Annotated in this window: 20 protein-coding genes, 1 pseudogene and 1 riboswitch; of the genes and pseudogenes, 13 read left to right on the forward strand and 8 right to left on the reverse strand. The window is 74.2% G+C overall.

What is annotated here, in order from left to right:
* The first annotated feature begins 115 nt into the window (after positions 1-115).
* The 7 genes from ACFC1F_RS15930 to ACFC1F_RS15960 all read left to right on the forward strand — a co-directional run bounded on the left by ACFC1F_RS15930 (position 116) and on the right by ACFC1F_RS15960 (position 6,401).
* Positions 116-532: a PPOX class F420-dependent oxidoreductase gene (locus ACFC1F_RS15930; protein ID WP_376158757.1), complete on the forward strand. Its 417-nt coding sequence runs from the start codon at positions 116-118 to the stop codon at positions 530-532.
* A gap of 44 nt (positions 533-576) precedes the next feature.
* On the forward strand, positions 577-999 hold the full coding sequence (locus tag ACFC1F_RS15935; RefSeq protein ID WP_209415602.1) for a hypothetical protein: 423 nt from the start codon (positions 577-579) through the stop codon (positions 997-999).
* 197 nt (positions 1,000-1,196) lie between these two features.
* Positions 1,197-2,072: an NAD(P)-dependent oxidoreductase gene (locus tag ACFC1F_RS15940; protein WP_209415601.1), complete on the forward strand. Its 876-nt coding sequence runs from the start codon at positions 1,197-1,199 to the stop codon at positions 2,070-2,072.
* 185 nt (positions 2,073-2,257) lie between these two features.
* Entirely contained in the window at positions 2,258-2,815 is a 558-nt protein-coding gene (locus ACFC1F_RS15945) for a GNAT family N-acetyltransferase (RefSeq protein ID WP_376158729.1), read from the forward strand.
* A gap of 54 nt (positions 2,816-2,869) precedes the next feature.
* Entirely contained in the window at positions 2,870-3,553 is a 684-nt protein-coding gene (locus tag ACFC1F_RS15950) for a flavodoxin family protein (RefSeq protein WP_376158731.1), read from the forward strand.
* A 277-nt stretch (positions 3,554-3,830) separates the two neighbouring features.
* Entirely contained in the window at positions 3,831-5,045 is a 1,215-nt protein-coding gene (locus ACFC1F_RS15955) for an LPXTG cell wall anchor domain-containing protein (RefSeq protein ID WP_376158732.1), read from the forward strand.
* Between the two features lie 129 nt (positions 5,046-5,174).
* The gene (locus tag ACFC1F_RS15960; RefSeq protein WP_376158733.1) at positions 5,175-6,401 is read left to right on the forward strand and encodes a hypothetical protein; all 1,227 of its coding nucleotides are present in this window, start codon (positions 5,175-5,177) and stop codon (positions 6,399-6,401) included.
* 128 nt (positions 6,402-6,529) lie between these two features.
* Here the strand turns inward: ACFC1F_RS15960 and ACFC1F_RS15965 are convergent, their stop codons facing one another.
* Positions 6,530-7,276 carry an aquaporin gene (locus ACFC1F_RS15965; RefSeq protein WP_376158735.1) on the reverse strand — a complete coding sequence of 249 codons (747 nt, stop codon included), beginning with the start codon at positions 7,274-7,276 and terminating at the stop codon, positions 6,530-6,532.
* 210 nt (positions 7,277-7,486) lie between these two features.
* Between ACFC1F_RS15965 and ACFC1F_RS15970 the strand changes: the two genes are divergently transcribed.
* Positions 7,487-8,263 carry a MerR family transcriptional regulator gene (locus ACFC1F_RS15970; RefSeq protein ID WP_376158737.1) on the forward strand — a complete coding sequence of 259 codons (777 nt, stop codon included), beginning with the start codon at positions 7,487-7,489 and terminating at the stop codon, positions 8,261-8,263.
* 27 nt (positions 8,264-8,290) lie between these two features.
* Here ACFC1F_RS15970 and ACFC1F_RS15975 read toward each other — a convergent pair whose 3' ends face one another.
* The gene (locus tag ACFC1F_RS15975; RefSeq protein ID WP_376158739.1) at positions 8,291-9,373 is read right to left on the reverse strand and encodes a helix-turn-helix domain-containing protein; all 1,083 of its coding nucleotides are present in this window, start codon (positions 9,371-9,373) and stop codon (positions 8,291-8,293) included.
* Between the two features lie 237 nt (positions 9,374-9,610).
* On the opposite strand from ACFC1F_RS15975, the gene ACFC1F_RS15980 reads away from it, so the two are divergent.
* The 3 genes from ACFC1F_RS15980 to ACFC1F_RS15990 all read left to right on the forward strand — a co-directional run bounded on the left by ACFC1F_RS15980 (position 9,611) and on the right by ACFC1F_RS15990 (position 13,339).
* Positions 9,611-10,294: an RNA polymerase sigma factor gene (locus tag ACFC1F_RS15980; RefSeq protein ID WP_376158741.1), complete on the forward strand. Its 684-nt coding sequence runs from the start codon at positions 9,611-9,613 to the stop codon at positions 10,292-10,294.
* The gene (locus tag ACFC1F_RS15985; protein WP_376158743.1) at positions 10,291-11,751 is read left to right on the forward strand and encodes a hypothetical protein; all 1,461 of its coding nucleotides are present in this window, start codon (positions 10,291-10,293) and stop codon (positions 11,749-11,751) included. Before ACFC1F_RS15980 ends, ACFC1F_RS15985 begins: the two co-directional genes overlap by 4 nt.
* Positions 11,752-11,986: 235 nt before the next feature.
* Positions 11,987-13,339 carry a hypothetical protein gene (locus ACFC1F_RS15990; RefSeq protein WP_376158745.1) on the forward strand — a complete coding sequence of 451 codons (1,353 nt, stop codon included), beginning with the start codon at positions 11,987-11,989 and terminating at the stop codon, positions 13,337-13,339.
* Positions 13,340-13,434: 95 nt separating this feature from the next.
* Here ACFC1F_RS15990 and ACFC1F_RS15995 read toward each other — a convergent pair whose 3' ends face one another.
* Together ACFC1F_RS15995 and ACFC1F_RS16000 are read right to left on the reverse strand one after the other, a co-directional pair.
* Positions 13,435-14,937 carry an aminopeptidase P family protein gene (locus tag ACFC1F_RS15995; RefSeq protein ID WP_376158747.1) on the reverse strand — a complete coding sequence of 501 codons (1,503 nt, stop codon included), beginning with the start codon at positions 14,935-14,937 and terminating at the stop codon, positions 13,435-13,437.
* A 128-nt stretch (positions 14,938-15,065) separates the two neighbouring features.
* Positions 15,066-16,571, reverse strand: coding sequence for a PP2C family protein-serine/threonine phosphatase (locus ACFC1F_RS16000; RefSeq protein ID WP_376158749.1), 1,506 nt, complete (start codon positions 16,569-16,571; stop codon positions 15,066-15,068).
* Between the two features lie 590 nt (positions 16,572-17,161).
* On the opposite strand from ACFC1F_RS16000, the gene ACFC1F_RS16005 reads away from it, so the two are divergent.
* Positions 17,162-17,803: a bifunctional DNA primase/polymerase gene (locus tag ACFC1F_RS16005; protein WP_209415592.1), complete on the forward strand. Its 642-nt coding sequence runs from the start codon at positions 17,162-17,164 to the stop codon at positions 17,801-17,803.
* A gap of 414 nt (positions 17,804-18,217) precedes the next feature.
* Here the strand turns inward: ACFC1F_RS16005 and ACFC1F_RS16010 are convergent, their stop codons facing one another.
* The 4 genes from ACFC1F_RS16010 to ACFC1F_RS16025 all read right to left on the reverse strand — a co-directional run bounded on the left by ACFC1F_RS16010 (position 18,218) and on the right by ACFC1F_RS16025 (position 22,836).
* The gene (locus tag ACFC1F_RS16010; protein WP_209415591.1) at positions 18,218-19,204 is read right to left on the reverse strand and encodes a DUF5926 family protein; all 987 of its coding nucleotides are present in this window, start codon (positions 19,202-19,204) and stop codon (positions 18,218-18,220) included.
* A gap of 122 nt (positions 19,205-19,326) precedes the next feature.
* Positions 19,327-19,974 (reverse strand): ATP-binding protein, encoded by a 648-nt coding sequence (locus ACFC1F_RS16015; RefSeq protein ID WP_376158751.1) that lies wholly within the window; start codon positions 19,972-19,974, stop codon positions 19,327-19,329.
* 334 nt (positions 19,975-20,308) lie between these two features.
* Positions 20,309-21,151: a glycerophosphodiester phosphodiesterase family protein gene (locus ACFC1F_RS16020; protein WP_376158753.1), complete on the reverse strand. Its 843-nt coding sequence runs from the start codon at positions 21,149-21,151 to the stop codon at positions 20,309-20,311.
* Between the two features lie 203 nt (positions 21,152-21,354).
* A complete protein-coding gene (locus ACFC1F_RS16025) occupies positions 21,355-22,836 on the reverse strand; it encodes a purine-cytosine permease family protein (protein WP_376158755.1) in 1,482 nt (493 codons plus the stop codon).
* A riboswitch (TPP riboswitch) is annotated at positions 22,829-22,977 on the reverse strand. (Overlaps the previous gene by 8 nt.)
* 253 nt (positions 22,978-23,230) lie before the next feature.
* On the opposite strand from ACFC1F_RS16025, the pseudogene ACFC1F_RS16030 reads away from it, so the two are divergent.
* A pseudogene (locus ACFC1F_RS16030) lies at positions 23,231-23,671 on the forward strand (hypothetical protein); the annotation flags it as partial.

Here is a 23,671-nt window from a genome sequence, read left to right on the forward strand (position 1 = left end):
GGGGCGGGCCCCCGACCGCCCCGGCGCCCCGCCCCCCAGGCGCCCGTGCCGGGAATCCGTCCGGTACCTGGTGCGGTGCCGTGCCGGAGCGGCCAGGATGACGGGCATGGCACACATGACCGAGGCCGAGTGGCGCGCCTTCCTCTCCGCCGGCACCCGTACCGCCAAGATCGCCACCACCAGGGCCGACGGCCGCCCGCACGTCGCGCCGGTCTGGTTCCTGCTGGACGGCGACGAGATCGTCTTCAACACCGGGGCGAACACCGTCAAGGGCCGCACCCTCGCCCGCGACGGCCGGGTGATGCTCTGCGTGGACGACGAGCACCCGCCGTTCTCCTACGTCCTGGTGCAGGGCACGGCGAACCTCAGTGACGACCTGGCCGAGGTGCGCACCTGGGCCACCCGGATCGCCGCCCGCTACATGGGCGAGGACCTCGCCGAGCAGTACGGCGCCCGCAACGGGGTTCCGGGCGAGCTGCTCGTACGAGTGAAGATCGAGAAAGTCGGCGCAGAACAGGGGGTGGCCGACTGAAAAGCCGGGTGCCGCTGTCGGTGGCGCGTGGCAGGCTTCCCGGTATGACGGCGTGGACCCTCAACGACATCGAACGTGCGATCCGCTCCTCCTGGGGTGTCGACACCTGTGCGCCCGAGGACCTGGCCCACTGGCGTCCCGACAATCCCGCCCGCGGCCAGTGCGGGGTGACGGCGATGGTGCTGCACGACCTGTTGGGCGGCGAGCTGATGATGGGCGAGGTGCACGTCGGCGGGGTCCGGACGGACCTGCACTGGTGGAACCGGTTCGCCACCGGCGTCGAGATCGACCTCACCCGCGAGCAGTTCGGCCCGGACGAGCTGGTCGGTCCGGGGCGGCCGGTCGCCCGTCCGCAGCGCCCGGGCCGGCTCCAGGCCCAGTACGAGCTGCTGCGCCACCGGGTGATCGCCGAGCTGGAGGCGGGCCTGCCCCGGATCTCGGTCGTGCCCGAGCGGGCGGTCGCCTGAGCAGGGAGCCCCGAGCAGGGAGCCCCGAGCGGGGAGCGCCTCAGCGGGGAGCGTCCGGGCGGGCGGTCAGCCGGGGGTGGGAGTGTGGACGCGGGCGCGCTTGAGCCTTGTGGCGGGAGCGTCCTGACGTACAGTCGGGCGGGCCGGGCGTCCGGCGACACGTTGCCGGGCGAGGGTGGGAGTGTGCGGTGGGCGGGATGACGGTCGGGTTCGTGGGGCTCGGCGCGATGGGGCAGGGCATGGCCGCCAGTCTGCTGCGGGCCGGTCACCGGGTCCGGGTCTGGAACCGCTCGCCCGAACCGGTGGCCGCGCTGGTGGCCCAGGGGGCGGAGGCCGCCGACGGTCCGGCCGGCGCGTTCGCGGCCGAGGCGGTGGTCTCGATGCTCGCCAACGACGAGGCGGTCGAGCGGCTGCTGCTCGACCCGGCCCTGCTGGCCGGGGCCGCCGCCTCCGTCCACGTCAACATGGCCACGATCTCGGTGGCGCTCGCCGAGCGCGCCGAGGCCCTGCACACCGAGCACGGCCTCGGTTACGTCGCCGCTCCCGTCCTCGGCCGGCCCCCGGTGGCGGCGGCCGGAGAGCTCAACATCCTGGCTGCGGGCAGCCCGGCGGCGCTCGCAGCCGCCGAGCCGCTGCTCGCCGCGATGGGCCGGCGGACGTGGCACTTCGGTGAGCGCCCGCCGCAGGCCAACACCGCCAAGATCAGCACCAACTTCCTGCTGGCCTGCGCGATCGAGTCGATGGCCGAGGCGTGCAGTCTGGCCGAGGCCAACGGCGTCCGGCCGGTCGACCTGATCGAGATGCTCAGCGGCACGCTCTTCCCCGGGCCGGTCTACTCCGGCTACGGCGCGATGGTCGCCGAGCGCCGCTACGAACCGGCCGGATTCCGGCTGCCGCTCGGCCTCAAGGACGTCAACCTCGCGCTGACCGCCGGCGCCGACGCCCATGTGCCGCTGCCGTTCGGCAGCATCCTGCGGGACGCCTTCCTGGACGCGCTCGCGCACGGGGACGGGGAGAAGGACTGGGCCGCCGTCGCGGCCGTCGCCCGCCGCCGGGCCGGGCTCCCGGCGTAAGCGCGACGCGAACCGGCGGACCACCCCGCGTCCCGGCGGCGAACCCCGCGGGCGGCACAGACCCCCGCGGGCGGCACCGACCCCCGTGTCTCGGCGTCGGAACCCCGTCTCCCGGCGTCGGAACCTCGTCTCCCGGCGGCGAAAACCCGGTGCCCGGTGCCGTCGCGGCTGCCTACGATCGCGCCGTGACGCTGACGAACGAACCCCGCTCCGGCGAGCCGTGGCTGGTCCGCACCGACCGGCTGGAGCTGCGCGCGGTCTGCGCCGACGACCTCGCCGAGCTGTTCCGGATCAACACCGACCCCCGGACGTGGAGCCACGTCCCCGAGGGGCGGCACCGGGACGAGGAGACCACCCGGGCCTGGATCGGACGGGCCGTCAAGTCCTGGGAGTCGTTCGGCCTGGGCTACTGGACGGCCCGGCTCCCGGCCGACGGCACGGTGGTCGGCGTCGGTGGCGTGGCCTTCCAGCCCGCCTCCGGCTTCTGGAACCTCTACTACCGGCTGGACCCGGCGCACTGGGGCCGCGGCTACGCCACCGAGCTGTCCCGGGCCGCTGCCGGCGCCGCCCGCCGGCACTCGCCCGAGGTGCCGGTGGCGGCCTGGATCCACACCCACAACGCCGGCTCCCGCCGCGTCGCGGCCCGGCTCGGTCTGGCCGACCGGGGTCTGCGCCGCGACCCGACGCTCGGCGAGCTGCTGCACCTGTACACGGACCGGCAGGTGCCGTCGGCCGCGTCGTAGCGCCGGCTCGTAGACTCGAAGCTCTTTTCGAGTCGTCACAGCCACGGGGGCCCCATGTCCGAGCAGCACGCCGGTGCCGAAGCGCCGCGCAGTTTCCTCTTCCTGAACGCCAGCTCGCGGCCGGGCGGAAACTCCGAACAGCTCGCCAGGATCGCCGCCGGGGCGAGCCTGCCGGCCGGTGCCGAAGCGCCGCGCAGTTTCCTCTTCCTGAACGCCAGCTCGCGGCCGGGCGGAAACTCCGAACAGCTCGCCAGGATCGCCGCCGGGGCGAGCCTGCCGGCCGGTGCCGAGCAGCGCTGGCTGCGGCTGAGCGAGCACCCGCTGCCGTTGTTCGAGGACCGCCGTCACGCCGACGACGGGGGCTTCGGCGAGCCGGTCGGGCACGAGCGGACCCTGCTGGACGCCACGCTGGCCGCGACCGACGTGGTCTTCGTCGCGCCGCTGTACTGGTACTCGCTGCCGACCAGCGCCAAGCTCTACCTCGACCACTGGTCGGCCTGGTTGCGGGTGCCCGGCGCGGACTTCCGGGCCCGGATGGCCGGCGGTACCGTCTGGGCCGTCACGGCGCTGGCCACCGAGCCCGACAAGGCGGACCCGCTGATCGGTACCCTGCGGCTCTGCGCGGACTACATGGGCATGCGCTGGGGCGGCGCGCTGCTCGGCAACGGCACCCGCCCGGGGGACGTGCTGAAGGACGAACCGGCCCTGGCCGCGGCCGAGTCGTTCTTCGCCGGCTGACCCGTACCGGGGGAGGCCCCTCCGGGCGTGTACCGGTCACGCTGTGGCACCCGGCAGTCGGGCGCAAAAGCCGCACGGGGCGACGGAGTTGGGCCAATCGGACAGGGCGTCGGCGGGGGCGTGTACGAAGCGTGGTACCCGCCTTCCGGGAGTGCGGGGTCCTTCGGTAGTCTCCGTCGGACTTTCAGCTTCGCGGGGGGACTGCTGTTCGGACAGCACTGCCCTGCCGCGCCCCCGGGCCGCGCCCGGAGACACTCTCGTGAGGTCTTCCTTGCCCATGTCCATTCGTCGCAGTCTTGCCCTCGCCGGCGCCGCCGCGCTCGCGTCCTCGATGGTGCTCGCCGGTGCCCAGGGCGCCGCCGCCGTCGGAACCACCGGGTCCCCGTCCGCCACGGCCGCGCCGCAGGCCGACAAGGCCGGTCACCAGAGCCTCGACCTGTCCGTGCGCGGCGTGCCGGACACCTTCATCGCGGGTGGCGACGCCCGCGAGTTCACCTTCAAGATCGACAACTCCACCAAGCACGACTTCGTCCTCATCCCGCTGCTCAAGTTCAAGAACCGCGAGGGCAGCCTGAAGGCGGGCGACCTCAAGGTCGAGTACCAGCTGCCCGGCGGCCAGTGGCTGCCCGGCTCGGTCGCGCCCGGCGGCGGGGACAGCGACGACAACGCGGTGCTCACCGTCCTCGGTGGCGTGGGCCAGGACGGCAACGTCGTCGACGACGCCCTCCAGGTCGTCAACCAGGGCAAGAACCTCGTCATCAAGGTCCGGGCCTCCTTCACCAAGGACGCCCCGCTGGGCAAGGCCGGCGTGGTGCCGGTCGTGTTCTCCGCCCCGCTGGACGACAAGACCCACGAGCCGTCCGGCGAGGCCCGCTTCAGCTGCGACGGCATCCGTGGCGCGGGCTTCACCATCAAGGCCGGCGGTGGCCAGCCGAGCCCGACCGGCAAGCCCACCACGGCGAAGCCGACCGGCAAGCCGAGTCCGACGGCCACCCACTCGCCGTCCGCGTCCACCTCGCCGTCGGCGTCGACCAGCGCGACCGCCTCGCCGTCCGCCTCGGCCACCAGCAGCGCGACCGCCTCGCCGTCCGCGTCGACCAGCGCGACCGCCTCGCCGTCTGCCTCGGCCACCAGCAGCGCGACCGCCTCGCCGTCGGCGTCGACGACCGCGACCGCCTCGCCGTCCGCCTCGGCCACCACCGCGCCGAGCGGGTCCGCCACCGCCTCCGCCCCGGCCCCGGCCGCGAGCAGCAGCGACGTGCAGCAGCCGATCGACTTCCCGGTGGCGGTCCCGACCGTCACCGCGCCGAAGCTCACCCCGGCCGCCGTCACCAAGGCCAAGGCCGCCGCCGACAACGCGGACAAGGCGCTGGCCCAGACCGGTGGCGGTGACGACACCACCGCCATCGCGATCGCCGGCGGCGCCGTCCTCGCGGCCGGTGCCGGCACCCTCCTGGTGCTGCGCCGCCGCAAGTCCGCCCAGCAGGGCTGAGCGCAGGCGAACCGCTGAAGCGCCCCTCGGGTGTCCGCCCGCCGGACACCCGAGGGGCGCTTCCGCTTCCCCGGGGTCCCATAGGATGACCGGCCGGAGGGGGGCGGAACAGCGCGGAGAGGTACAGGGGTGCGGGGAGCACGTTCGGCACGGGCCAGGACCGACTACGAGGCCGCCACGGGGCGGATCGCAGGACTGCCGTTGCGCAGGCACCACGTCCTGCTGGTCGCCTGGACGGTGCTCTGGTTCCTGCTGGTCGAGCCCAGCGGCGGCTTCTCCTGGCACTACCTGCGCCAGGGTGAGGAGCTGCTCTTCAGCGGCCAGCCCGACGGCGGGCTCTCGCTCTACGCGCACCACCCCGAGCTGCAGATCGGCCCGGTCAGCCTGGCCGTGGCGAGGCTCTTCGACCCGTTCGCCGCGCACACCGGCGCGGTGCTGGCCGAGGCGGCGATGTCCGGGCTGGGCCTGGTGATGCTGGTCCTGGTCGGCCGTACCGCCGCCTGGTACTACCTCGGCACCGGCACCAACCACCGCCGGCTCCAGCAGCGGCTGTTGGTCGCCGGGCTGGCGTTCATCCCGATGTGGGTCGAGGTCTCGGTCCGCTTCGCGCACCTCGACGACGTGCTGGCGCTCTTCTTCACCACCCTCGCCGCGCACGCGCTGAGCCGCGGCAAGCAGATCCAGGTCGCCGTGTACCTGGCGCTGGCGGTGGACTCCAAGCCGTGGGCGCTGGCCTTCGCCCCGCTGATCCTCGCCCTGCCCCGGCCGGCCTGGCTGCGGACCGCGCTCTGGTTCGCCGGGCTGGTGGCCGTCGCCTGGCTGCCGTTCTACCTGGGCAACCTGGACACGGTGGCCGCCGCCAAGTTCACCATCCCCAACCAGCCGGCCTCCGCGCTGCGCTGGTTCGGGGTCACCGACCCGGCCACCCCGTGGTGGGACCGGCCCACCCAGTTCGCGCTGGGGCTGGCGCTGGGCAGCATCGCCGTCTGGCGCGGCCGCTGGCCGGCCGTCGTCCTGCTGGGGGCGGACGCCCGGATCCTCCTGGACCCCAGCGTCTACACCTACTACACCGCATCGATCCTGCTCGGCACCCTGCTCTGGGACGCGGTCGGGCAGAAGCGGCTGGTCCCGTGGTGGAGCTGGATCGCGCTGGCCGCGCTGTACGGGGGCACGCTGCTGATCCCGTCGGACTCGGCACGCGGCCTCGTCCGGCTCGCCTTCGTGGTGGTCTCGGCCGGGTACGTGCTGCTCTGGCCCACCCGGCGGACCCGCCGTCCGCGCCGCGGGGGCGACGACCGGGCCGACGGCGGGGTGACCGGCGGGCGCGAGCGGGCACTGGTGGGGGCGGCCTCCTAGCCGGGGGCCTCAGCCCGCGACGACGCCGGCCTGTGCCAACGACGCCGGCTCGCGACGACGCCGGCTCGCGACGACACCGGCCCGTGCGCGACGACACCGGCCGCGCAGCGTCGGCACCCGAGTCGGCGTCAGCCCGTGACGAGGTCGCGCGCGTCGTCCGGCACCCGGGTGGTCCGCGCCGCCCGGGACCGGCCGAACAGCGCCGCCGCCAGTGCCACGCCGACCGCCGCCCCGGCCAGCTGGGCCAGTACGAAGCCCGGCACGGAGCCGGGCGCTATCCCGGTGTAGCTGTCGGTCAGGGCCCGCCCGAGGGTGACCGCCGGGTTGGCGAACCCGCCCGAGGAGGTGGCCCAGCAGGCCGCCCCGACCCAGAGGCCGACCGCCGCCGGCACCAGCCGCCCGCGCCCGCTGCCGGCCAGCCCGGCCACCACCAGCATCAGCGTCCCGGTGGCGACCGCCTCGCCGAGCCAGAGTGCGGTGCCGTCCCGGCCGTGCCCGGACGCCTCGGCGAACGGCCGCCCGAACATCACGTTGGCCAGGCCCGTCCCGGCCACCGCGCCGGCCGTCTGCGCGGCCGCGTACGCACCCAGTTCGCGCAGCGTCGGCACCGGACCGCTGCCGTCGCGCCGGCCGGACCACCACGCGCCCGCCGTCACCAGCGGGTTGAAGTGCCCGCCGGAGAGCGGGCCGAGCAGTTCGATCAGCACGGTCAGGGCGAACGCCGAGGCGCCGACGTTGACCAGGAACCGGACGGCGCCGTCGGAGCTGAGCGCGGCGGCCTGGATGCCCGAGCCGACCACCACGGCGGCCAGCGCCGTCGTGCCGACCGCCTCCGCGGCCAGCCGTCGTACCAGGGGCGGAGAGGTGGTGGTCATGGCGCCCATGCTGCTGGCTGCCGTCCGGCCCGGCAATAGGCGGCTTCGTCCAACCCGTGGCCCGGGCAGGGCCGTCCGCTAGGAGGGTCGCACGGTGCCGACGGCTCCCGGTGCGCGCGGGGCCGGTGGGCCGGATCTGCCGATACTGGGCTTGACCCTCACGCAACGGGAGGCGGGAGGCTCGTGGTCAGCAGGAAGGGAGCACCGCGAATGACCGGAGGACACTCGGTCGGTGAAGTGGCGAAGATCGCCGGAGTCACCGTCCGGACCCTGCACCACTACGACGGGATCGGACTGCTGTCCCCCCGGGGCCGCACCCCGGCCGGCTACCGCCGGTACCAGGACGCCGACCTCGACCGGTTGCAGCGCATCCTGTTCTACCGCGAACTCGGGTTCCCCCTGGAAGAGATCGCGGCCATCCTGGACGACCACTCGGTCAGCCCGAGCGAGCACCTGCGGCGCCAGCACCGGTTGCTGACCGACCGCATCGCCCACCTCCAGGTACTGGCCGCGGCCGTCGAACACGCCATGGAGGCAGAGAAGATGGGTATCCAGCTGACCCCGGAGGAGAAGTTCGAGGTCTTCGGTCAGTCCTACGAGGAGGAGTGGGAGACCGAGGCCGAGCAGCGCTGGGGCGACACCGAGGCCTGGGCGCAGTCCCAGCGCCGCACCGGCGGCTACGCCAAGGCCGACTGGGAGCGGATCAAGGCCGAGGCGGACGCGCTCAACGCCCGCCTGGTGGAGGCCTTCACCGCCGGCGAACCCGCCGACGGCGGCCCGGCCATGGACCTCGCCGAGGTCCACCGCCAGCACATCTGCGAGAACTTCTACGACTGCACCTTCGAGATCCACCGCGGCATCGCCGGGATGTACGTCGCCGACCCGCGGTTCACCGCCACCTACGAGCAGCTCGCCCCGGGCCTCGCCCAGTGGCTGCACGACGCCATGCTCGCCAACGCGGCCTTCCGTACCGGCGAGCAGGCCTAGGAACGCCCTGGCGCCCCCGGACGGGGGTCAGGCGACCCCGCGGCCGAAGCTGCGGCGGTAGGCGGTGGGGGAGGTGTGCATCACGCGGCCGAAGTGGTGGCGGAAGGTCGCGGCGCTCTCGAAGCCGACGGCGGTGGCGACCTCCTCCACCGTGCCCTCCGGGGATTCGAGCAGCGGCAGGCTGGCCGCGATGCGCTGGGTGACGACCCAGCGCATCGGGCTGGTGCCGTTGCGGGCGGTGAAGTGGCGCAGGTAGGAGCGGTCGGACATCTGGGCGGCGCGGGCCAGCAGGGAGATGGTCAGCGGCGAGGAGAGGTGGTCCATCGCCCACTGCATGGAGCGGGCGATGCCGTCGTCCTCCTCCTCGACCGGCCGGACGGCCGCCTCGATGAACTGGGCCTGGCCGCCGTCCCGGTGCGGGGGCACCACGAAGCGGCGGGCGACGCTGTTGGCCACCTTGGCGCCGTGGTCCCGGCGGACCAGGTGGAGGCAGAGGTCGATCCCGGCGGCGCTGCCGGCGCTGGTCAGCACGGAGCCGCCGTCCACGTAGAGCACGTCCGGATTGACGCGCACCGACGGGTGGCGCTGCTGGAGCAGCTCGGCGTACCGCCAGTGGGTGGTGGCCTCGCGGCCGTCCAGCAGGCCGGCGGCGGCCAGCGCGAAGGCGCCCGAGCAGATCGAGACGATCCGGGCGCCGCGTTCGTGTGCCGTGCGCAGCGCGGCGACCAGTCCGGGGGAGACGTCGCCGCTGAACGCGTTGGGCACCCCGGGGATCACGACGGTGTCGGCGGCGGCGAGGTCGGCGAGACCGTGACGGGTGGTCAGCGAGAAGCCGCCGACGGCGTTCAGCTCCGTGCCCGGCCGGTCGGCGCAGACCTTGAGCCCGTACCAGGGTGCCGCCAGCAGGCCGCTGAGCTCCGGCCGGGCGAGTCCGAACACCTCGACCACCACGCCGAGTTCGAACGGCGTCATGCCGTCGAAGGCGTACACCGCGACGTCGTGCACCGGCTCCGGGCGCCGTCCGATCGCGACGGCCACCGGCCCGGCCGTCCGCCGGTCCGTCGTCCGCGGGTCCGTCGTCCGCTGCTCGGACGGCTGCTGATCGGCCACGGGAGACCCCTTGCTGACGGGTGGCGGGATGGCGGTGAGTGTAGCCGTTCCGGCCAGTCCGGAACTTTTTCCGGGAACGACTGCAACCCCGGGCCTCGCCGCGCGTCCATCGGTATGGGGGGCGTTCCGGAGCCGGAAGAACGGTACTGGCAGGATTCCCGCAGATCACGATCATGATCACAGTTCCTGACGGGCCGGGTCGCACCGGAAGCCGTCCTGGGGGAAAGCAGAACGTACATGTCCATGGCCATCGGGCCGATCGCGGGACCCGGGCGGAGCCGCGGCTTCTCCTTCGCCGGGCTGGTCGCTCTCCTCTTCGGCGCTCAGGAGGCCGTCGGCGCGACGGCCGATGTGAGCGCGGACCAGGAGGCGGCACAGCGCCGTTCGGGCTTCCGGCTGCTGCGCGGGGGGCGCAAGCGGGCGGCCGAGGAGGAGCGGCCGACCCTGACCGATCTGTACCACGCGCACCGTCTGGGCCTGGTCCGGATGGCCGTCCTCCTGGTCGACCACCAGGACCTGGCCGAGGACGTCGTCCAGGAGGCGTTCACCCAGCTCTACCAGCGGCACGGGGAGCAGCTGGAAGACCTGGACAACGCCCTCGGGTACCTGCGGACCTCGGTGGTCAACGGTGCCCGGTCGATGCTGCGGCGCCGGAAGACGGCCCGCGAGTACGTTCCCCCGCACGAGGCCGATGCGCCGTCGGCCGAGGACCACGCCGTGCTCAACGACGAGCACCGGCGGGTCCTGGTCGCCCTGCAGGAGCTGACCCCCCGCCAGCGCGAGGTACTCGTGCTGCGCTACTGGTCGGACATGTCGGAGGCGCAGATAGCCGAGACCCTGGGGCTGTCCCGGGGCGCCGTGAAGTCCACCGCCAGCCGGGCATTGGACGCCTTGGAAAAGCATCTGGAGAAGGTTCGATGACCGACAAGCTTCCCCGCCAAATCGGCGGCGACGGTGGCGGGCCGGACGAAACCCCGATGGAACGGTTGCTCCGCGAGGCGATGAACGCCCGTGCGACGCAGATCACCGCGCACAGCCTCCGCCCGTCCGCCCCGCCGAGCAGCCGGGTCCGCCGGCTGCGGCCGGCGTACATCGCCGCCGTGCCGCTGTTCGGCCTGGCCGCCGCGGTGGCGTTCGGCGTGCTCGCCTTCAACGGCGGCCCCGTCGCCAAGCAGGAGGACCCGGGGCCGGCCGCCACCGCCCCGGTCACGGCGAGCCCGAGCCCGAGCCCGACAGCCGAGCCGACGACGACGCCGAGCGCGACCCCGAGCGCCACCGCCTCGGCCACCGCCACCACGACCGAGGAGCCGGGCGGGGCGGCCGATCCGACGCCCGCCGGCAGCCCGAGCACCACCACCAGCGCCACCACGCAGCCCAACACGCCCGCGACGCCGTACACCTTCCGCGGTGTGAAGTTCACGGTGCCGGCGGGCTGGCGGGTCGCGCCGCTGAGGACGGCCGGGACCTCCACGCTCTGCGTGCTGGCCCCCGGGGCCCCGCAGGCCGCGACGGCCACCGACTGCTCCCCGTACGGCGCGGAGCTGAGCGTCTACAGCACGGCCGAGGAGGTGGACCACGCGACCTGGCCCACCGTGGAGAGCGGCGACCTGACGGACGGCTGGACGACCCAGCCCTACTGCCCGGTCTGGGGCAACCCGCACCCGATCGGCGGGTCCGACCAGCTGAAGAACACCACCGCTCCGCTGCGCACCCGGGACATCGTGGCGGGCCGTCCCGTCTTCAAGACCCAGTGGCAGGTCTCCTGCAACGCCAAGGAGAGCTTCACGGCGCAGCTCTGGTCGCTCAAGTCCGACCAGGTCTTCCTCGCGGCGGTCGGGCTCAAGCCCGAGCACCAGTCCGGACTGGTGTCGATCCTGAACACGATGGACCTGAGCGGGCGGACGGCCCCGCAGCTGAAGGCGAACCAGAACGACGTCGCCGTCAGCGTCGACGGCCTGACCTCGGGCCAGCAGGTGACCACCAACGGCACGACGGTGTCCTTCTCGGTGACGTACAAGAACACCGGCCAGACCAGCTACGCCTCGGTCCAGCCGCTGGTCTACACCGAGCAGTACGCGGGCACGCCCGCCGGGGCCGTGCAGATCAACGAGGGCAAGCTGGAGCGGCTGGACGGTGACGTCTGGAAGCCGCTGCCGCTCTCGCCCGGTGGTGGCATGGACTACGCGATGCTGGGCAAGGACGCCTCGTTCCCGCTGGCGCCCGGCCAGAGCAGGACGGTCAAGTACCGGATGTCCCTGGCCGCCACCGACGGGGCCGGGGTCATGCCGGTGACGGCGCGGGCGACGCTGCCGTACGACGGCACCGGCCAGCTGACGGTCATCGGCGAGCGCAGCGTTCCGGTGCGCGTCGTCAAGTAGCTCTTCCGATAAGCCCGATGAGGCGTCGTGAGCAGGGTCTTCTCCCTGCTCGCGGCGCCTCTGGCATGTCGGGGAAAAAACCTCTGGACCGACCTGCAACCTCCGCGGGGGACGCACGTCTATCAGGGCGAGGGGCAGGGAAACGGAACCGGCGGGGAGTCGGGAGCACCGGCCGGCCTCGGGACGCGGGGAGCGTCCACCTCCACGCCACGCTGAGACCCTGGGGAGTCGTTCCATGCGCATGTCGTCTTTCGCCCGTATTGCGAAGATTGTTCCGCTTGCCGTCGTTGCCGCCGTCGGTGTGTCGGCCTGCGGCCCGACGGACGGCTCGGCCGGTGCGCCGAGCGCCCAGGCCGTGCAGGCCGCCCCGGCGAGCGCGTCGGCCGCCGGGACGTTCGCGCCCGCCACCGCGGCTCCGGCGTCTTCCGCGCCCGCCTCCTCGCCCGCCGCCGCCGCGAGCACCTCCGCCTCCGCCTCCGTCGGCACGTCGGTCGCCGCGGGCACCTCCGCCGCCTCGGGCACCTCGGCGCCCGCCTCCGCCTCCCCCGCCACGGGCACCTCGGCGCCCGCCTCCGCCTCCCCCGCCACGGGCACCTCGGCGCCCGCCTCCGCCTCCTCCGCCGCGGGCACCGCCAAGGCGACGGCGCCGGCCGCCGCGAGCGCCGCTGCGAGCGCCGCCCGGGACGCCGCTACGAAGGCGGCCGGGAACAGCACCGCCGCCGCGTCCGCAGCCCGGGGCATCGCGGTGACCTTCGACGGCCTGCGCGAGGGGCAGCAGGTCGAGGTCGGGGACGTGGTCTCCTTCTCCGTCACCTGGAAGAACAACGACCCCATGGCCCACCCCGCGGTGGCGCCCGTCGTGGCGACCCAGATGTACGAGGGCGCGCCCTGCAGCGTGATGCTCTCGATGGCCGAGGGCACCCTGGAGCGCAAGGACGCCGGCGGTTGGAAGTCGCTGCACCTCAGCCAGGGCGGTGGGATGGACTACGCGATGAGCGGCAACGACGCGGCCTTCTCGCTGGGCCCGGGCGAGAGCCGGACGGTCGAGTACCGCATGAAGCTGGACGTCGGCAACCGTCCGGGCCGGCTGGCGGTCGAGGCGGACGCCTACGTCCCGTCGACCACCAGGTTCGACAAGCTGGCCGGCGGTGTGGTGCGCCCGGCCGTCGTCGACCACCACCGCCCGAAGGTGTCCGTGCTCTCCGGCCCCACCGAGCTGGTCGTCGGGAAGACCCCGACGGAGTTCCGGATGTCCGTCACCCGGGAGCCCGGTGCTTCCGGCCGGCCCGTCATCACCGTGCCGGACCTGGCGTCCGCGCCCGGCCTGCTCACCCCGCAGGACGTCGACGTCGCGGTGAACGTCCGCGGGGAGTGGAAGACCATGGAGGTGGTCGAGGGTTGCGACGGCGGGCTCGTCGTGGCGCCCTCCCAGTTGGAGAGCACCGGCGGGACGACGGTCGAGTACACCTTCCGGGTCGGCATCACCAAGCCGTGGAAGACCGGTGAGAAGCTGACCGTCGAGGCCGGGGCGGTGGCGGACGGCCACTACGCCGAGCCGGTCGCCATGCACCCCGCGGTGAAGTTCTGACCGAGACGGCCCGGCCACGACGGCCGGCCCGCGACGGCGACGGCCCGGCTCCTCACGGGGGGAGCCGGGCCGTCGCCGTCGTCACGTCACCGGGTTCAGGCGAGCGAGGCCATCCACGCCTCGACGTCCTCGGAGCGGCGCGGAAGGCCGGCCGAGAGGTTCTCGTTGCCGTCGGCGGTGACCAGGATGTCGTCCTCGATCCGGACGCCGATGCCGCGGTACTCCTCGGGCACCGTCAGGTCGTCCTGCTGGAAGTACAGGCCGGGCTCGACGGTGAGCACCATGCCGGGCACCAGCAGCGCGTCGACGTGCTCCTCGGTGCGGGAGTGGGCGCAGTCGTGGACGTCCAGGCCGAGCATGTGGCCGGTGCCGTGCAGGGTCCAGCGGCGCTGGAGGCCCAGCTCCAGGACCTTCTCGACGTCGTACGCGGTGCCGTCCAGCAGGCCCCAGGCGAGCAGGCGCTCGGCGAGCACGCGCTGCGAGGCGTCGTGGAAGTCGCGGAACCGGGCGCCGGGCTTCACGGCCGCGATGCCGGCCTCCTGCGCGTCGTAGACCGCGTCGTAGATCTTGCGCTGGAGGTCGTTGAACCGGCCGTCGATCGGCAGCGTGCGGGTGACGTCGGCGGTGTAGAGGGTGTGCGTCTCCACGCCGGCGTCCAGCAGCAGCAGCTCGCCCGGACGGACCTCGCCGTCGTTGCGGACCCAGTGCAGGGTGGTGGCGTGCGGGCCGGCGGCGCAGATGGAGCCGTAGCCGACGTCGTTGCCCTCGACCCGGGCGCGGCGCCAGAAGGTGCCCTCGATCCAGCGCTCGGAGGTGGCGACGGCCTGGCCCAGCTCGCGGACCACGTCGGTGAAGCCGTTGACGGTCGCGGCGCAGGCGGCGCGCAGCTCGCCGATCTCCCACTCGTCCTTGACCAGCCGCAGGCCGCTCAGGAACTCCTTGAACTCGGCGTCCTTGTCGGCGTCCAGCACCTCGGCCAGCGCGGCCTCCAGGCCGGCGTCGTAGCCGCGCACGATGCGGGTCGGGACGGCGTCGCCCTTGGCCCGCTCGGCCAGCTCGTCGGCGGCCTTGCGGACGTCGCGGGCGGGCAGGCCGAGCAGCCGCTCCTGCTCGGTGAGGCTGTGGCGGCGGCCGACCCAGAGCTCGCCGTAGCCGTCCAGCCAGAACTCGCCGTTCTCCCGGTCGGAGCGGGGCAGCAGGTAGAGGCCGAAGGTGTGGCCGCTGTCGCCGGTGGGCTCGGCGACCAGCACCGCGTCCTCGGTCTGGTCCCCGGTGAGGTGCACGTACTCGCTGGCGGCGCGGAAGTCGTAGTCGGTGTCGTTGGCACGCACCCGCAGGTTGCCGGCCGGGACGACGAGGCGCTCGCCGGGGTAGGCGGCGGACAGCCGGGCGCGGCGCTCGGCGGCGTACGGGGCCTGGGCGACCGGGGCGAGGTCGTGCAGCTCGGTGTCGGCCCAGCCGGACTTCATCGAGGCGGCCAGCTCGTCGGAGACCTCCGAGTACAGGCCGTTCTTGCGGCCCTTGAACTGCTTCGGCTGCTCCTCGCCGCCGGTGGCCTCGGGGTTCTCGGCCACTGCCGGGGTGCGGTCCTCGGTCACGTACGTCGCCTCCTTGCGCGTGGTGCCGCCCCGGCCGCGTCGGATCGCGACGCGCGTGGGCGGCCGTCCGTCCATGGTACGGACGGACGGCCGCCCACCTGTTCGGGGTGCGGCGGGAGGCGCCGGGCCTACGCGAAGCGGGCCGCCAGCAGCATCAGGTCGTCGGTGGCGGGGGCGGCGTCCGGATCGGGGCAGACGGCCAGCAGGTGGGCGCAGAGCCGGTCCGGGTCGATCCGCACGTCGCGCGGGGCGTCGGCCGCGGCCCGGCGCAGGTTGGCCTGTCCGGCGTGCAGGGTCGGGCCGCAGCGGCGGGCCAGGCCCTCGGTGTAGAGCAGCAGGGTGTCGCCGCGTCCGGCGGTCAGCTCGACCCCCGGTGCCTCCCAGCAGGAGAGCATGCCGAGCGGGGCGGAGAGCGAGGTCTCCACGAACTCGGCGCCGTACCGGGTGACCAGCACCGGCGGGCAGTGCCCGGCGCCGGCCAGGGTGATCCGGCGGTCCTCCGGCTCCACCCAGGCGTAGACGGCGGTGGCGCTGCGGGTCGGCTCGGTGGTCTTGAGCAGCAGCTCCAGGTCGCCGAGGACGGAGACCGGGTCCTCGCCCTCCAGCACCGCGTACGCCCGCAGGGCCGCCCGGACGCGGCCCATCGCGGCGGCCGCGCCGGGCGCCGAGCCCGGTCCGGCGCCGGGGCCGTCGCCGGAGACGCTGCCGACGGTCAGGCCGACGGTGCCGTCCGGCAGCGGGATGGCGTCGTACCAGTCGCTGCCGCAGGAGTGGTCCAGGCCGGCCGGGACGAGCCGGGCGGCGAGGCGGAGCCCGGCGGGCTGCGGCAGGCGGTCGGGCAGCAGACCGCGGCGGAGCGCCTCGGTGGTGCGCCGCACCTTCTCGGCCTCCAGCTGCTTGGCCAGCAGCGGGGCGGCCACCTCGCAGTACCGGCGGGCCAGCTCGCGCTGGCGCTCGGTGGGCCCGGCGGGCTCGTCGTAGAACCAGAGGGCGGCGGCCAGCGGGCCCTCGTCCTCGGTGGCGAGCGGCAGGCCGTAGCAGCCGCCGAGGCCGAGGTGGGCGGCGAGCTCGCGCAGCCGGGGGCCGATCGCGGGGTCGGTGGCGAGGTCGCGGGAGGACAGCTGGGCCGGGCGGTCGTGCTCGCGCAGCAGCCGGGCGACCAGGCTCTGTTCCGGCGGCACCGTCTCCAGCGAGCCGAGGCTGGCGCGGTCCAGGCCGTACCCGACGGGCTGGCTGGGCCCGCCGCCGGGCAGTGCGGTGACCAGCAGGGCGCGGCGGGCGCCGAGCAGGGCGGTGCCGGAGGCCAGCACGGTGTCCAGGGTGGCGGCGAGGCCGCGGGCGCGGGCGAGCAGCGCGGTGTGCTCGTGCAGGCTGGTGAAATCGGACAGTCGTCCGGCCAAACGGTCCTGCGCCGAGGAGGTGGGGGCGGTGCGGTCCCCGGCGGGGTCGGCCGGCTCGTCGGTGGCGGTCCCGTCGCCGGGACCGGTGAGCTCCCCGGCCGGTCCGGCGGCCTGTTCCACGGCCGGTCCGGCGGCGGGGCCGGGGAAGCCCGGGGGGTCGAGCACCGAGAGCCCGCTGGCGCCGCAGGGCTCGCCGGGCTCGGAGGAGGTCGACGGTGGGTGGGACTCGGTCATGCCGCCACTCCTGACGCGGTACGTGTCATGCGGAACCCCCAGGTACGGCCGATTGGAGCGAGGACGGCCAAAGGGCGCGTTTCGCCTCGATTCACTACTACTCGTCATTGATCGACAGCAATGCCACCACTTCTACACAGGCCATTCGGGGCATGTCCAGATCCGTGACGACGCGGGCGGCCGGTTCCCCGCCCGCCGCTGCCCACTCGGGGGCGCGAGCCGTTGATGCGCGCGCCGGTGGGTGACGAGGGCATGGAGCGGCCGGAGAACGGGCAGAACCGTGGGGACGGCTCCGGTGGCCGTCCGGATCGTATGCGTTGGCCGCCCGCGGACCGGGCCGGCCGGAAGTCACTCACTCGTACGGTGGAACCAACCGCGCCCGGGCGGCGTCCATCCGGTCGCATACGGGATTCTCGTTCCAAGGGCTGTTCTAATCCGCGGCCCTTTCAGGTCGTGCTCCACACCGTGCTCCACCGCTGCCACGCCGCTCGTCGCGCCCCCGCCCCCTTCTCCGGGCCGGTGCGGCGCAGCCCGACGCGGGCCGGCGGGCCCCGGAGCGAACCGAGCGGTCACGGAAAGGAACGAGCGCCATGCGTGAGAACCCGAGGAGCAGCCGTTCGGCGGCCCGTGCCGCCCGGCTGGCCGAGGCCCTGGCGGCCGCCGTCGACCACCGCTGGCCCGTGGTGCCCGGCACGCTCGTGGTCGGCGGCGCCTGTTCCTGCGGCGACCCGGACTGCGCCGTCCCCGGCGCCCACCCGCACGACCCGTCGCTGCTCGCCGCCACCACCGACGCCCGGATGGTGCGGTGGTGGTGGGAGCGGCAGAGCCCGGACGCGCCGGTGCTGGCCGCGACCGGCCGGACCGTCTCGGCGGTCAGCCTGCCCGCCGCGGCCGGTGTCCGCGCGATCGCCTATCTCGGCGCGCTGCGGCTGCCGCTCGGCCCGGTGCTCGCGCTGCCCGGCCGGTACGCGCTCCTGGTCGCCCCCTACTCGCTGGACGTGCTCGGCGAGATGCTCGTCCAACTCCCTTGGGTTCCCGGCTCGTTGCGCTACCACGGGGCGGGCGGATTCCTCCCGCTGCCGCCCGGAGGCGGGGCGGGTGGCCAGGTGCGCTGGGTGCGGGCGCCCCGCGCGGCGGCCGACGGCGGCGTCTGGTTGCCCCAGGTCGGGCCGCTGCTGGGCGAGTTGGTCGAGGCGACGGTCCGTCTGGACAGCGGGCGTTCGGCGTACTGAACGGCGTTGCCCGAGGTGCGGCGCGGTCGGGGTGCCGACCGCGCCGGGCCCTTCACGGTGATCCACGGGCTTGGCGCCGGGCTGGGTTTCGGGCCTGGTGTCGGTCTTCGCCCGGGCTTCGCGGGGGCTTCGCGCGGTCCTCGCGGGGCTGGTGCGGCAACTTCGTGCGGCTGGTGCGGACGCTCCGCGGGGCTCGCCGTGGGCCCGTGTGGCGGACTGATCGGGCACGGCCGAACGGCTTGATCCGGAAAAACAAAAGATCCGGCCGCTGGCGACGGGGGATGCACCAGCGACCGGACTCTTTAGACAGTAACAAGGATCCGCGGCCACGCCAATTTCCAAGAGGCCTTCACAGCCCGGAAATTGCGGTCCTGACGGCCAATGTGACGCGTATCACCCGGATCCCGGCCGCCTTTAGTTCAGGGTGACCTGACGGTTCACCAGGTTCGCCCGGGCGCGCCGCTCCTCGGCGGTCAGCGGCGTGGTGTCGGACAGCGTCGCGGCGAGCCGCTCGGCGAACTCGGCGGCCGGCTTCTCGCAGTCGGCCGCCGTCATGGCGAGCGGCAGGTCCCAGACCGGGACGGTCAGGCCGTGCGCGCGGAACGAGCCGACCAGGCGGGTGTCCGGGCCGATCGAGGACCGGTCGGCGGCGGTCAGCCGGGCCAGCGCGTCCAGCAGCTGCTCCTCCGGGACGGTCATCACCCAGCGCAGGTGGTTCTTGTCCGGGGTGCCGCACCAGTACGCGGAGTCCACGCTGTCGAGCTTCTCGGTCGGGATCGCCGAGGCGTTGGCGCGCTCCAGCGAGGCGGCCACCTCGCCGGTGGCGGTCTCGGCGTCCTCCAGCCAGAACTCGAAGCCGGTGTGCACGGCGGGCACGAAGGCGGCCTCGGCGTCCAGCAGGTCCTGCAGGCGGCGGCCGCCCGGGACGGTGCGGCGGGCGGGCACCGGCGTACCGGGCTCGGTGGCCAGCGCCAGCTCCAGCGCGTCGGCCAGGTCGCGGCTGAGGTCGCCGGAGGCGGACTGGGTCTGCAGGCCGAGCAGGATCGAACCGTCCTGGCGGCGCAGGGCCGGCCAGGCCAGCGGCAGTACGGTGGCCAGCGTGACCGACGGGACGTCACCGTTGGCGGCCTCGGCCACCCCGGCTGCCAGCGTCAGGGGCACCGTCGCGGCCGGCACCAGCTCACGCAGCGCCACCCAGTCGGCCTCGCCCGGCAGGCCCTCGAACGGGCGGTGCACCAGCTCCTGCACGGCGTGCGAGGCCTCGCGGCCGTGACACGCCTTGTACCGGCGGCCCGAACCGCAGGGGCAGTCTTCGCGGGCCCCGACGACGGGGATCTCGCCCGTGACGGCGGTGGTGGACTGGCTGCGCTGCGGCGCCTTCTTGGCGGCCTTCTTGCCCATGGTGCGGCTCTCCCGGGGACGGTTGTGTTGTGCTCCGGGCAGCCTACTGACGTTCCCCCGGCACGTGGGCACGCGCCGGGACGCCGGGCGGGGGAGGGGACACCCCGGGGGTCGCGCAGACCTCAGGCGCTGCGGGCATCACCGCCGGTGCGCCGGGCGTGCCGGGCCCGGGCGGGCAGCGCCGCCCACACCGTCACCTCGCCGGGCGCGTCGCGCACGCCCCAGTCGCTGGCCAGCTGGCCGACGATGCTCAGCCCGCGGCCGCCGCGCGAGGTCAGCGACGGGCTGGCGGGGGACGGCCGGGTCTGCGCCCCGCCGTCGGTCACCTCCAGGGTGAGGACCCCGTCCGCGTGCATCTGCCAGCGGACCAGCACGCCGCCGCCGTCCTCTCCGTCGTCCGGCTGGGCGGCCTGGGCCTGGGACTGGGTGCGGGCCTGTGACTGGGCGTGACCCTGGGCGTGAGCCGGGGCGGCGGCCCTGGCCGTGGCGCCCGGTGCGCCGGCGGCCCCCGAGGGGACGCCGACCAGTACCTGGTCCACCACCTCGGCGCGGGCACTACGGCCGAGCGCGGGCAGCGGGCCGAGCGGCCGTGCGTAGCGACAGGCATTGCTCAGCAGTTCGGAAAGGATCAGAACAGCATCATCAATGACCGGTTCCGGAATCTCCCGGTCACCCAGATCTCGACGCAGTCGGCGCCGTGCGACCCCGACACTCGATGGGCCGTGCGGCACTGCCATGGTCGATGAAGTCGGCACTTCACGCGCCACCATCAACGCCACCCCCGGACCTCCTTCAGCGTATGCCGAGGGATGGATGCCCCTTGGTAATGCGTCGGAAACGACCGCGCGGCGATCCCTCGCGGACATTTCGAGCACCGCGACCCACGGTGCTCGACAGGTGATTCGACGCTCACCCTCCGTCGTGAAAACGGATAATCTCCGGCAAAAAACGATCGTGGAAGGTTTGGGTTCCTACCAGGGCGATCAATAGATCGCGCAGGCGGAACCGCGCCCCGTCGGGTGGTCACCGCCGGCCGTCACCGTCGAGTGGTCGCCGTCGCCGTCACCGTCGGGTGGTCGCCGTCGGTGGTGCCCCGCCGCCCGGTCACCGCCCGAGCTGGGCCAGGACCTCCGCCGGGCGGTTGGTGATGATCGCCGACACCCCGAGCTCCAGGCAGAGGTCCACGTCGGCCGGCTCGTCCACGGTCCAGACGTGCACCTGGTGGCCCAGCTCGCGCAGCCGCGTCACCAGCCGGGGCCTGGCCCGCACCAGGTCGATGCCGGGCCCGGCGATCCGGGCCCGGCCCGGCAGCGTCGCGCCCAGGCGGAGCCGGCCCTGCAACGGCAGCATCCGCTCGAAGAGGAAGACCCGCGGGTACTCCGGTGCGGCGGCGGCCACCCGGGTCAGGGCCAGCGAGGAGAAGCTCATGATCCGGGCCGCCGGGCGGTCGTCCTCGCGGGGACCGCCGTCCTGCTGCGCCCCGCCGATCTTGAACCGGTCGAGCATCCGCAGCAGCTCGCTCTCCACCCGCCCCCGGAAGCGGACCGGGTGCTTGGTCTCGATCGCCAGGTCCACCGGCCGTCCGCAGTCCGCGACCAGCTCCAGCAGGCTCTCCAGCCGCAGCACGCCGCGCAGCTCCGGGTCCTCGCTCGGCACGCCGGTCTTCCACGCGCCGAAGTCGTGCGCCTCCAGCTCCGCCAGCGTCATCGCGGAGACGGTGCCGCGGCCGTCCGAGACCCGGCCGATCCGGCGGTCGTGCACGCAGACCAGCTGCCCGTCGGCGGTCACCCGGACGTCGCACTCGACCGCGTCGGCGCCTTCTTCGAGCGCCCGGCGGTAGGCCGCGAGCGTGTGCTCGGGCAGCGCGTGCGAGGAACCGCGGTGGGCGATCACCTGGACGGGCGGCGCGGTGCGCGACGCCGCCGGGGAGAGGTCAGGGCTGGTCACGCGTCCACGATAGGCGTCGCAGGTGACGGACATGCGAAGACGGCCCCAACCTGCGGGGCCGTCTTCGTCCAGGGTGTCTTCCGGGCCGCCGTCCTCGTCCGGGTCGTGCCCGGGCCGGGTCGCCCTCGCTCGGGCCGCCGCCGGGTCGTTGCGCCCTTGCCCGGGCCGTCGCCGGTCGGGCGGCGGGGATCAGTCGGTGGGGATCAGCCGGCGGGCGTCCCGGCCGGTGCGGACCGCCGGGTCAGCGGGGTGAGCGCCCAGGTGGCCAGGGCCGGCACCAGGAAGCCGAACAGCGACGCCGAGGTCCACTCCTGCGGCGTGAAGTGCAGCGTCGTCTGGGCGGAGGTCCAGAAGTCCGTCCACCAGCCGGCGATCGCGGTCGGCGCGATCAGCTGGTACACCGCGAAGCCGAGCGCCCACGGCAGCAGCATCAGCCAGCGCGACGGCGCGTCGTCGGAGAGGTTCCAGCCGCGCCGCCCGGCGCCGAGGAAGTAGTCCACCGCCAGCACCGCGAACATCGGCACGAACACCGAGCCGATCAGGCCCAGGAAGGCGTAGTAGGAGTCGGTGAACTCGGTGATCTGCAGCGCCAGCACGGTGATCAGCAGGCCGGTCCCGCCGGTCAGCACCCGGCGGTCCACCTTCGGCAGCAGGTTGTGGACCGACATCGCGGTCGAGTACACGTTGGCGAAGGACTGGTCGGTCTCGCGCAGCACCAGGACCAGCAGGAAGAACCAGCCCGCCCAGACGCCCAGGAACGAGTCGAAGATCTTGGTGGCGTCCCCGTCGGACTGCAGCAGCGCGAACAGCCCGAGCACGTAGCACCAGACCTGGGCGAGGGTGTAGCCGGAGAAGCTGCCCCAGAACGCGGCGCGCGGGGTGCGCGAGTGCCGGGTGTAGTCGGCGGCCAGCGGCACGAACGAGATCGAGACGGCGATCATCGCGTCGGTGGCCTTCAGGAAGCCGTGCCAGTTGCCGGCGCCCGGGTCCGGCACGCCCTGGCGGCCCAGCTGGACGGTGAAGTACACCATCGCCACCGCCACCGCCCCGGCGACGAAGCGGCGCAGCACCGCGATCGCGCCCAGCGGCCAGATGGTCAGCGCGGTGGTCACCGCACCGGCCAGGACGACGAAGACCCAGCGGTAGCCCTCGGTGTGCGCGACGGTCTGCGCGCCCATCGCGATGACCAGCAGCTCGTACACGCCCCAGCCGATGCACTGGACGATGTTCAGCACGGTCGGGACGTACGAGAGCCTCGTACCGAACAGCCCGCGCAGGTTCGCCATCGCCGGGGCGCCGGTGCGCGCGCCGATCAGCGCGGCCACGCCGAGCATCGCCGTGCCGACCACGGTGCCGGCCACGATCGCGGTGACGGCGGCGGCCAGCGACAGCTCGCTGCCCTGCGCGCCCAGCACGGTCGCGGCGGTGGTGAAGCCGATCAGGCTGACGCCGAGGTTCATCCAGAGCGCGAAGTGGTCCCGGAAGCGGAGCGTGCGCGGCGGCTCGGTGTCCAGGACGAGCGGCGCCTCGACCCGGCCCTCGTGCTCCGGCCGGTCCAGCACCGCGGTGGCGGCCTTGGAACCGGGGGCGGGGGCGGTCGCGTCCGAGTGAACGGTCGTGGACGACTCGGGGAAACCCTTGGACGCGGGCGCGCCCGAAGAAGAGGATGGCGAAGCAGGCGGCATGGCCGATACTCCCTACGCCGGCATTACCCGGACAGGTTCCGGCGGTCTGCGCCCCCTCGACGGTCCGTCCACGGAGTCCGTGGCGTACGGTCGACCGGCGCACTCTCAGCCTGGTGGGTCCAAGCTCCCGCGTGTCAGTTTGGAGCGACAGGCTAACCGGCGCAGGGGTGTAGGCCAAGGCCAGACGCCTGGCGGTCCGCATCGCGGGACGTCGAGGGCGGTGTCGCGAAGGCGGTCGGGAGGCCGGTCGCGGGGGCGTCGCGGGGCTGCGGCCGGGGGCGCTGTTGGGCCGGGCTAAGGATTCTTATGAGTTCTTCAGAAGGGTCCTTACGGCAATCGAATCGAGTGTGCGAAAAACTATGGTTGTTGGTCCTGTCAGCTATGGAGGTCGTCCGTGAGCACCGAGCGCGAGGTTGGGTCCACCGGGCCGCAGGGGGAGCAGCCCTCCGGCGGCCAGGGGGTGGTGGGTCCTGCTCCTGACGGTCCGGCGCAGTCCGCGTCCGCCGCGTCCGCCGGTCCCGCCCCCGCAGAGGCGCCCGAGGCCGACTACACCCTGACCGACGCCGCGGCGGGTACGCCGGCCGCCCCGGCCGCCGGTGGGTCGACGCCGACGCTGGCGTTCAGCAAGGTGACCGCGCCCGAGCCGGCCCCGGCCCCTGCGGCCCCGGCTCCCGCCGCTGCGCCGGAGCCCGCTCCGGCCGTGGCCGACACCGGCTACATCGACGCCCCGCCGCCGGTCCTGCCGCCCGCCCCGCCCGCGCCCGCCGCCCACGCGGCCCCCGCGCCCGCCGCTCCGGCCGGCAACCCGTACGCCGCCCCGGCCGCTCCCGCGGCG

Origin of the sequence: Kitasatospora sp. NPDC056181 (genome assembly GCF_042266225.1) — a bacterium.
Taxonomy (GTDB): Bacteria; Actinomycetota; Actinomycetes; order Streptomycetales; family Streptomycetaceae; genus Kitasatospora.

What these genes read in the sequence shown, in the direction of transcription:
- ACFC1F_RS15930 (WP_376158757.1), top strand. Translation starts at nt 116, where the DNA reads ATGACCGAGGCCGAGTGGCGCGCCTTCCTCTCCGCCGGCACCCGTACC.
- ACFC1F_RS15935 (WP_209415602.1), top strand. Translation starts at nt 577, where the DNA reads ATGACGGCGTGGACCCTCAACGACATCGAACGTGCGATCCGCTCCTCC.
- ACFC1F_RS15940 (WP_209415601.1), top strand. Translation starts at nt 1,197, where the DNA reads ATGACGGTCGGGTTCGTGGGGCTCGGCGCGATGGGGCAGGGCATGGCC.
- ACFC1F_RS15950 (WP_376158731.1), top strand. Translation starts at nt 2,870, where the DNA reads ATGTCCGAGCAGCACGCCGGTGCCGAAGCGCCGCGCAGTTTCCTCTTC.
- ACFC1F_RS15955 (WP_376158732.1), top strand. Translation starts at nt 3,831, where the DNA reads ATGTCCATTCGTCGCAGTCTTGCCCTCGCCGGCGCCGCCGCGCTCGCG.
- ACFC1F_RS15965 (WP_376158735.1), bottom strand. Translation starts at nt 7,276, where the DNA reads ATGACCACCACCTCTCCGCCCCTGGTACGACGGCTGGCCGCGGAGGCG.
- ACFC1F_RS15970 (WP_376158737.1), top strand. Translation starts at nt 7,487, where the DNA reads ATGACCGGAGGACACTCGGTCGGTGAAGTGGCGAAGATCGCCGGAGTC.
- ACFC1F_RS15980 (WP_376158741.1), top strand. Translation starts at nt 9,611, where the DNA reads ATGTCCATGGCCATCGGGCCGATCGCGGGACCCGGGCGGAGCCGCGGC.
- ACFC1F_RS15985 (WP_376158743.1), top strand. Translation starts at nt 10,291, where the DNA reads ATGACCGACAAGCTTCCCCGCCAAATCGGCGGCGACGGTGGCGGGCCG.
- ACFC1F_RS15990 (WP_376158745.1), top strand. Translation starts at nt 11,987, where the DNA reads ATGCGCATGTCGTCTTTCGCCCGTATTGCGAAGATTGTTCCGCTTGCC.
- ACFC1F_RS16000 (WP_376158749.1), bottom strand. Translation starts at nt 16,571, where the DNA reads ATGACCGAGTCCCACCCACCGTCGACCTCCTCCGAGCCCGGCGAGCCC.
- ACFC1F_RS16005 (WP_209415592.1), top strand. Translation starts at nt 17,162, where the DNA reads ATGCGTGAGAACCCGAGGAGCAGCCGTTCGGCGGCCCGTGCCGCCCGG.
- ACFC1F_RS16010 (WP_209415591.1), bottom strand. Translation starts at nt 19,204, where the DNA reads ATGGGCAAGAAGGCCGCCAAGAAGGCGCCGCAGCGCAGCCAGTCCACC.
- ACFC1F_RS16015 (WP_376158751.1), bottom strand. Translation starts at nt 19,974, where the DNA reads ATGGTGGCGCGTGAAGTGCCGACTTCATCGACCATGGCAGTGCCGCAC.
- ACFC1F_RS16025 (WP_376158755.1), bottom strand. Translation starts at nt 22,836, where the DNA reads ATGCCGCCTGCTTCGCCATCCTCTTCTTCGGGCGCGCCCGCGTCCAAG.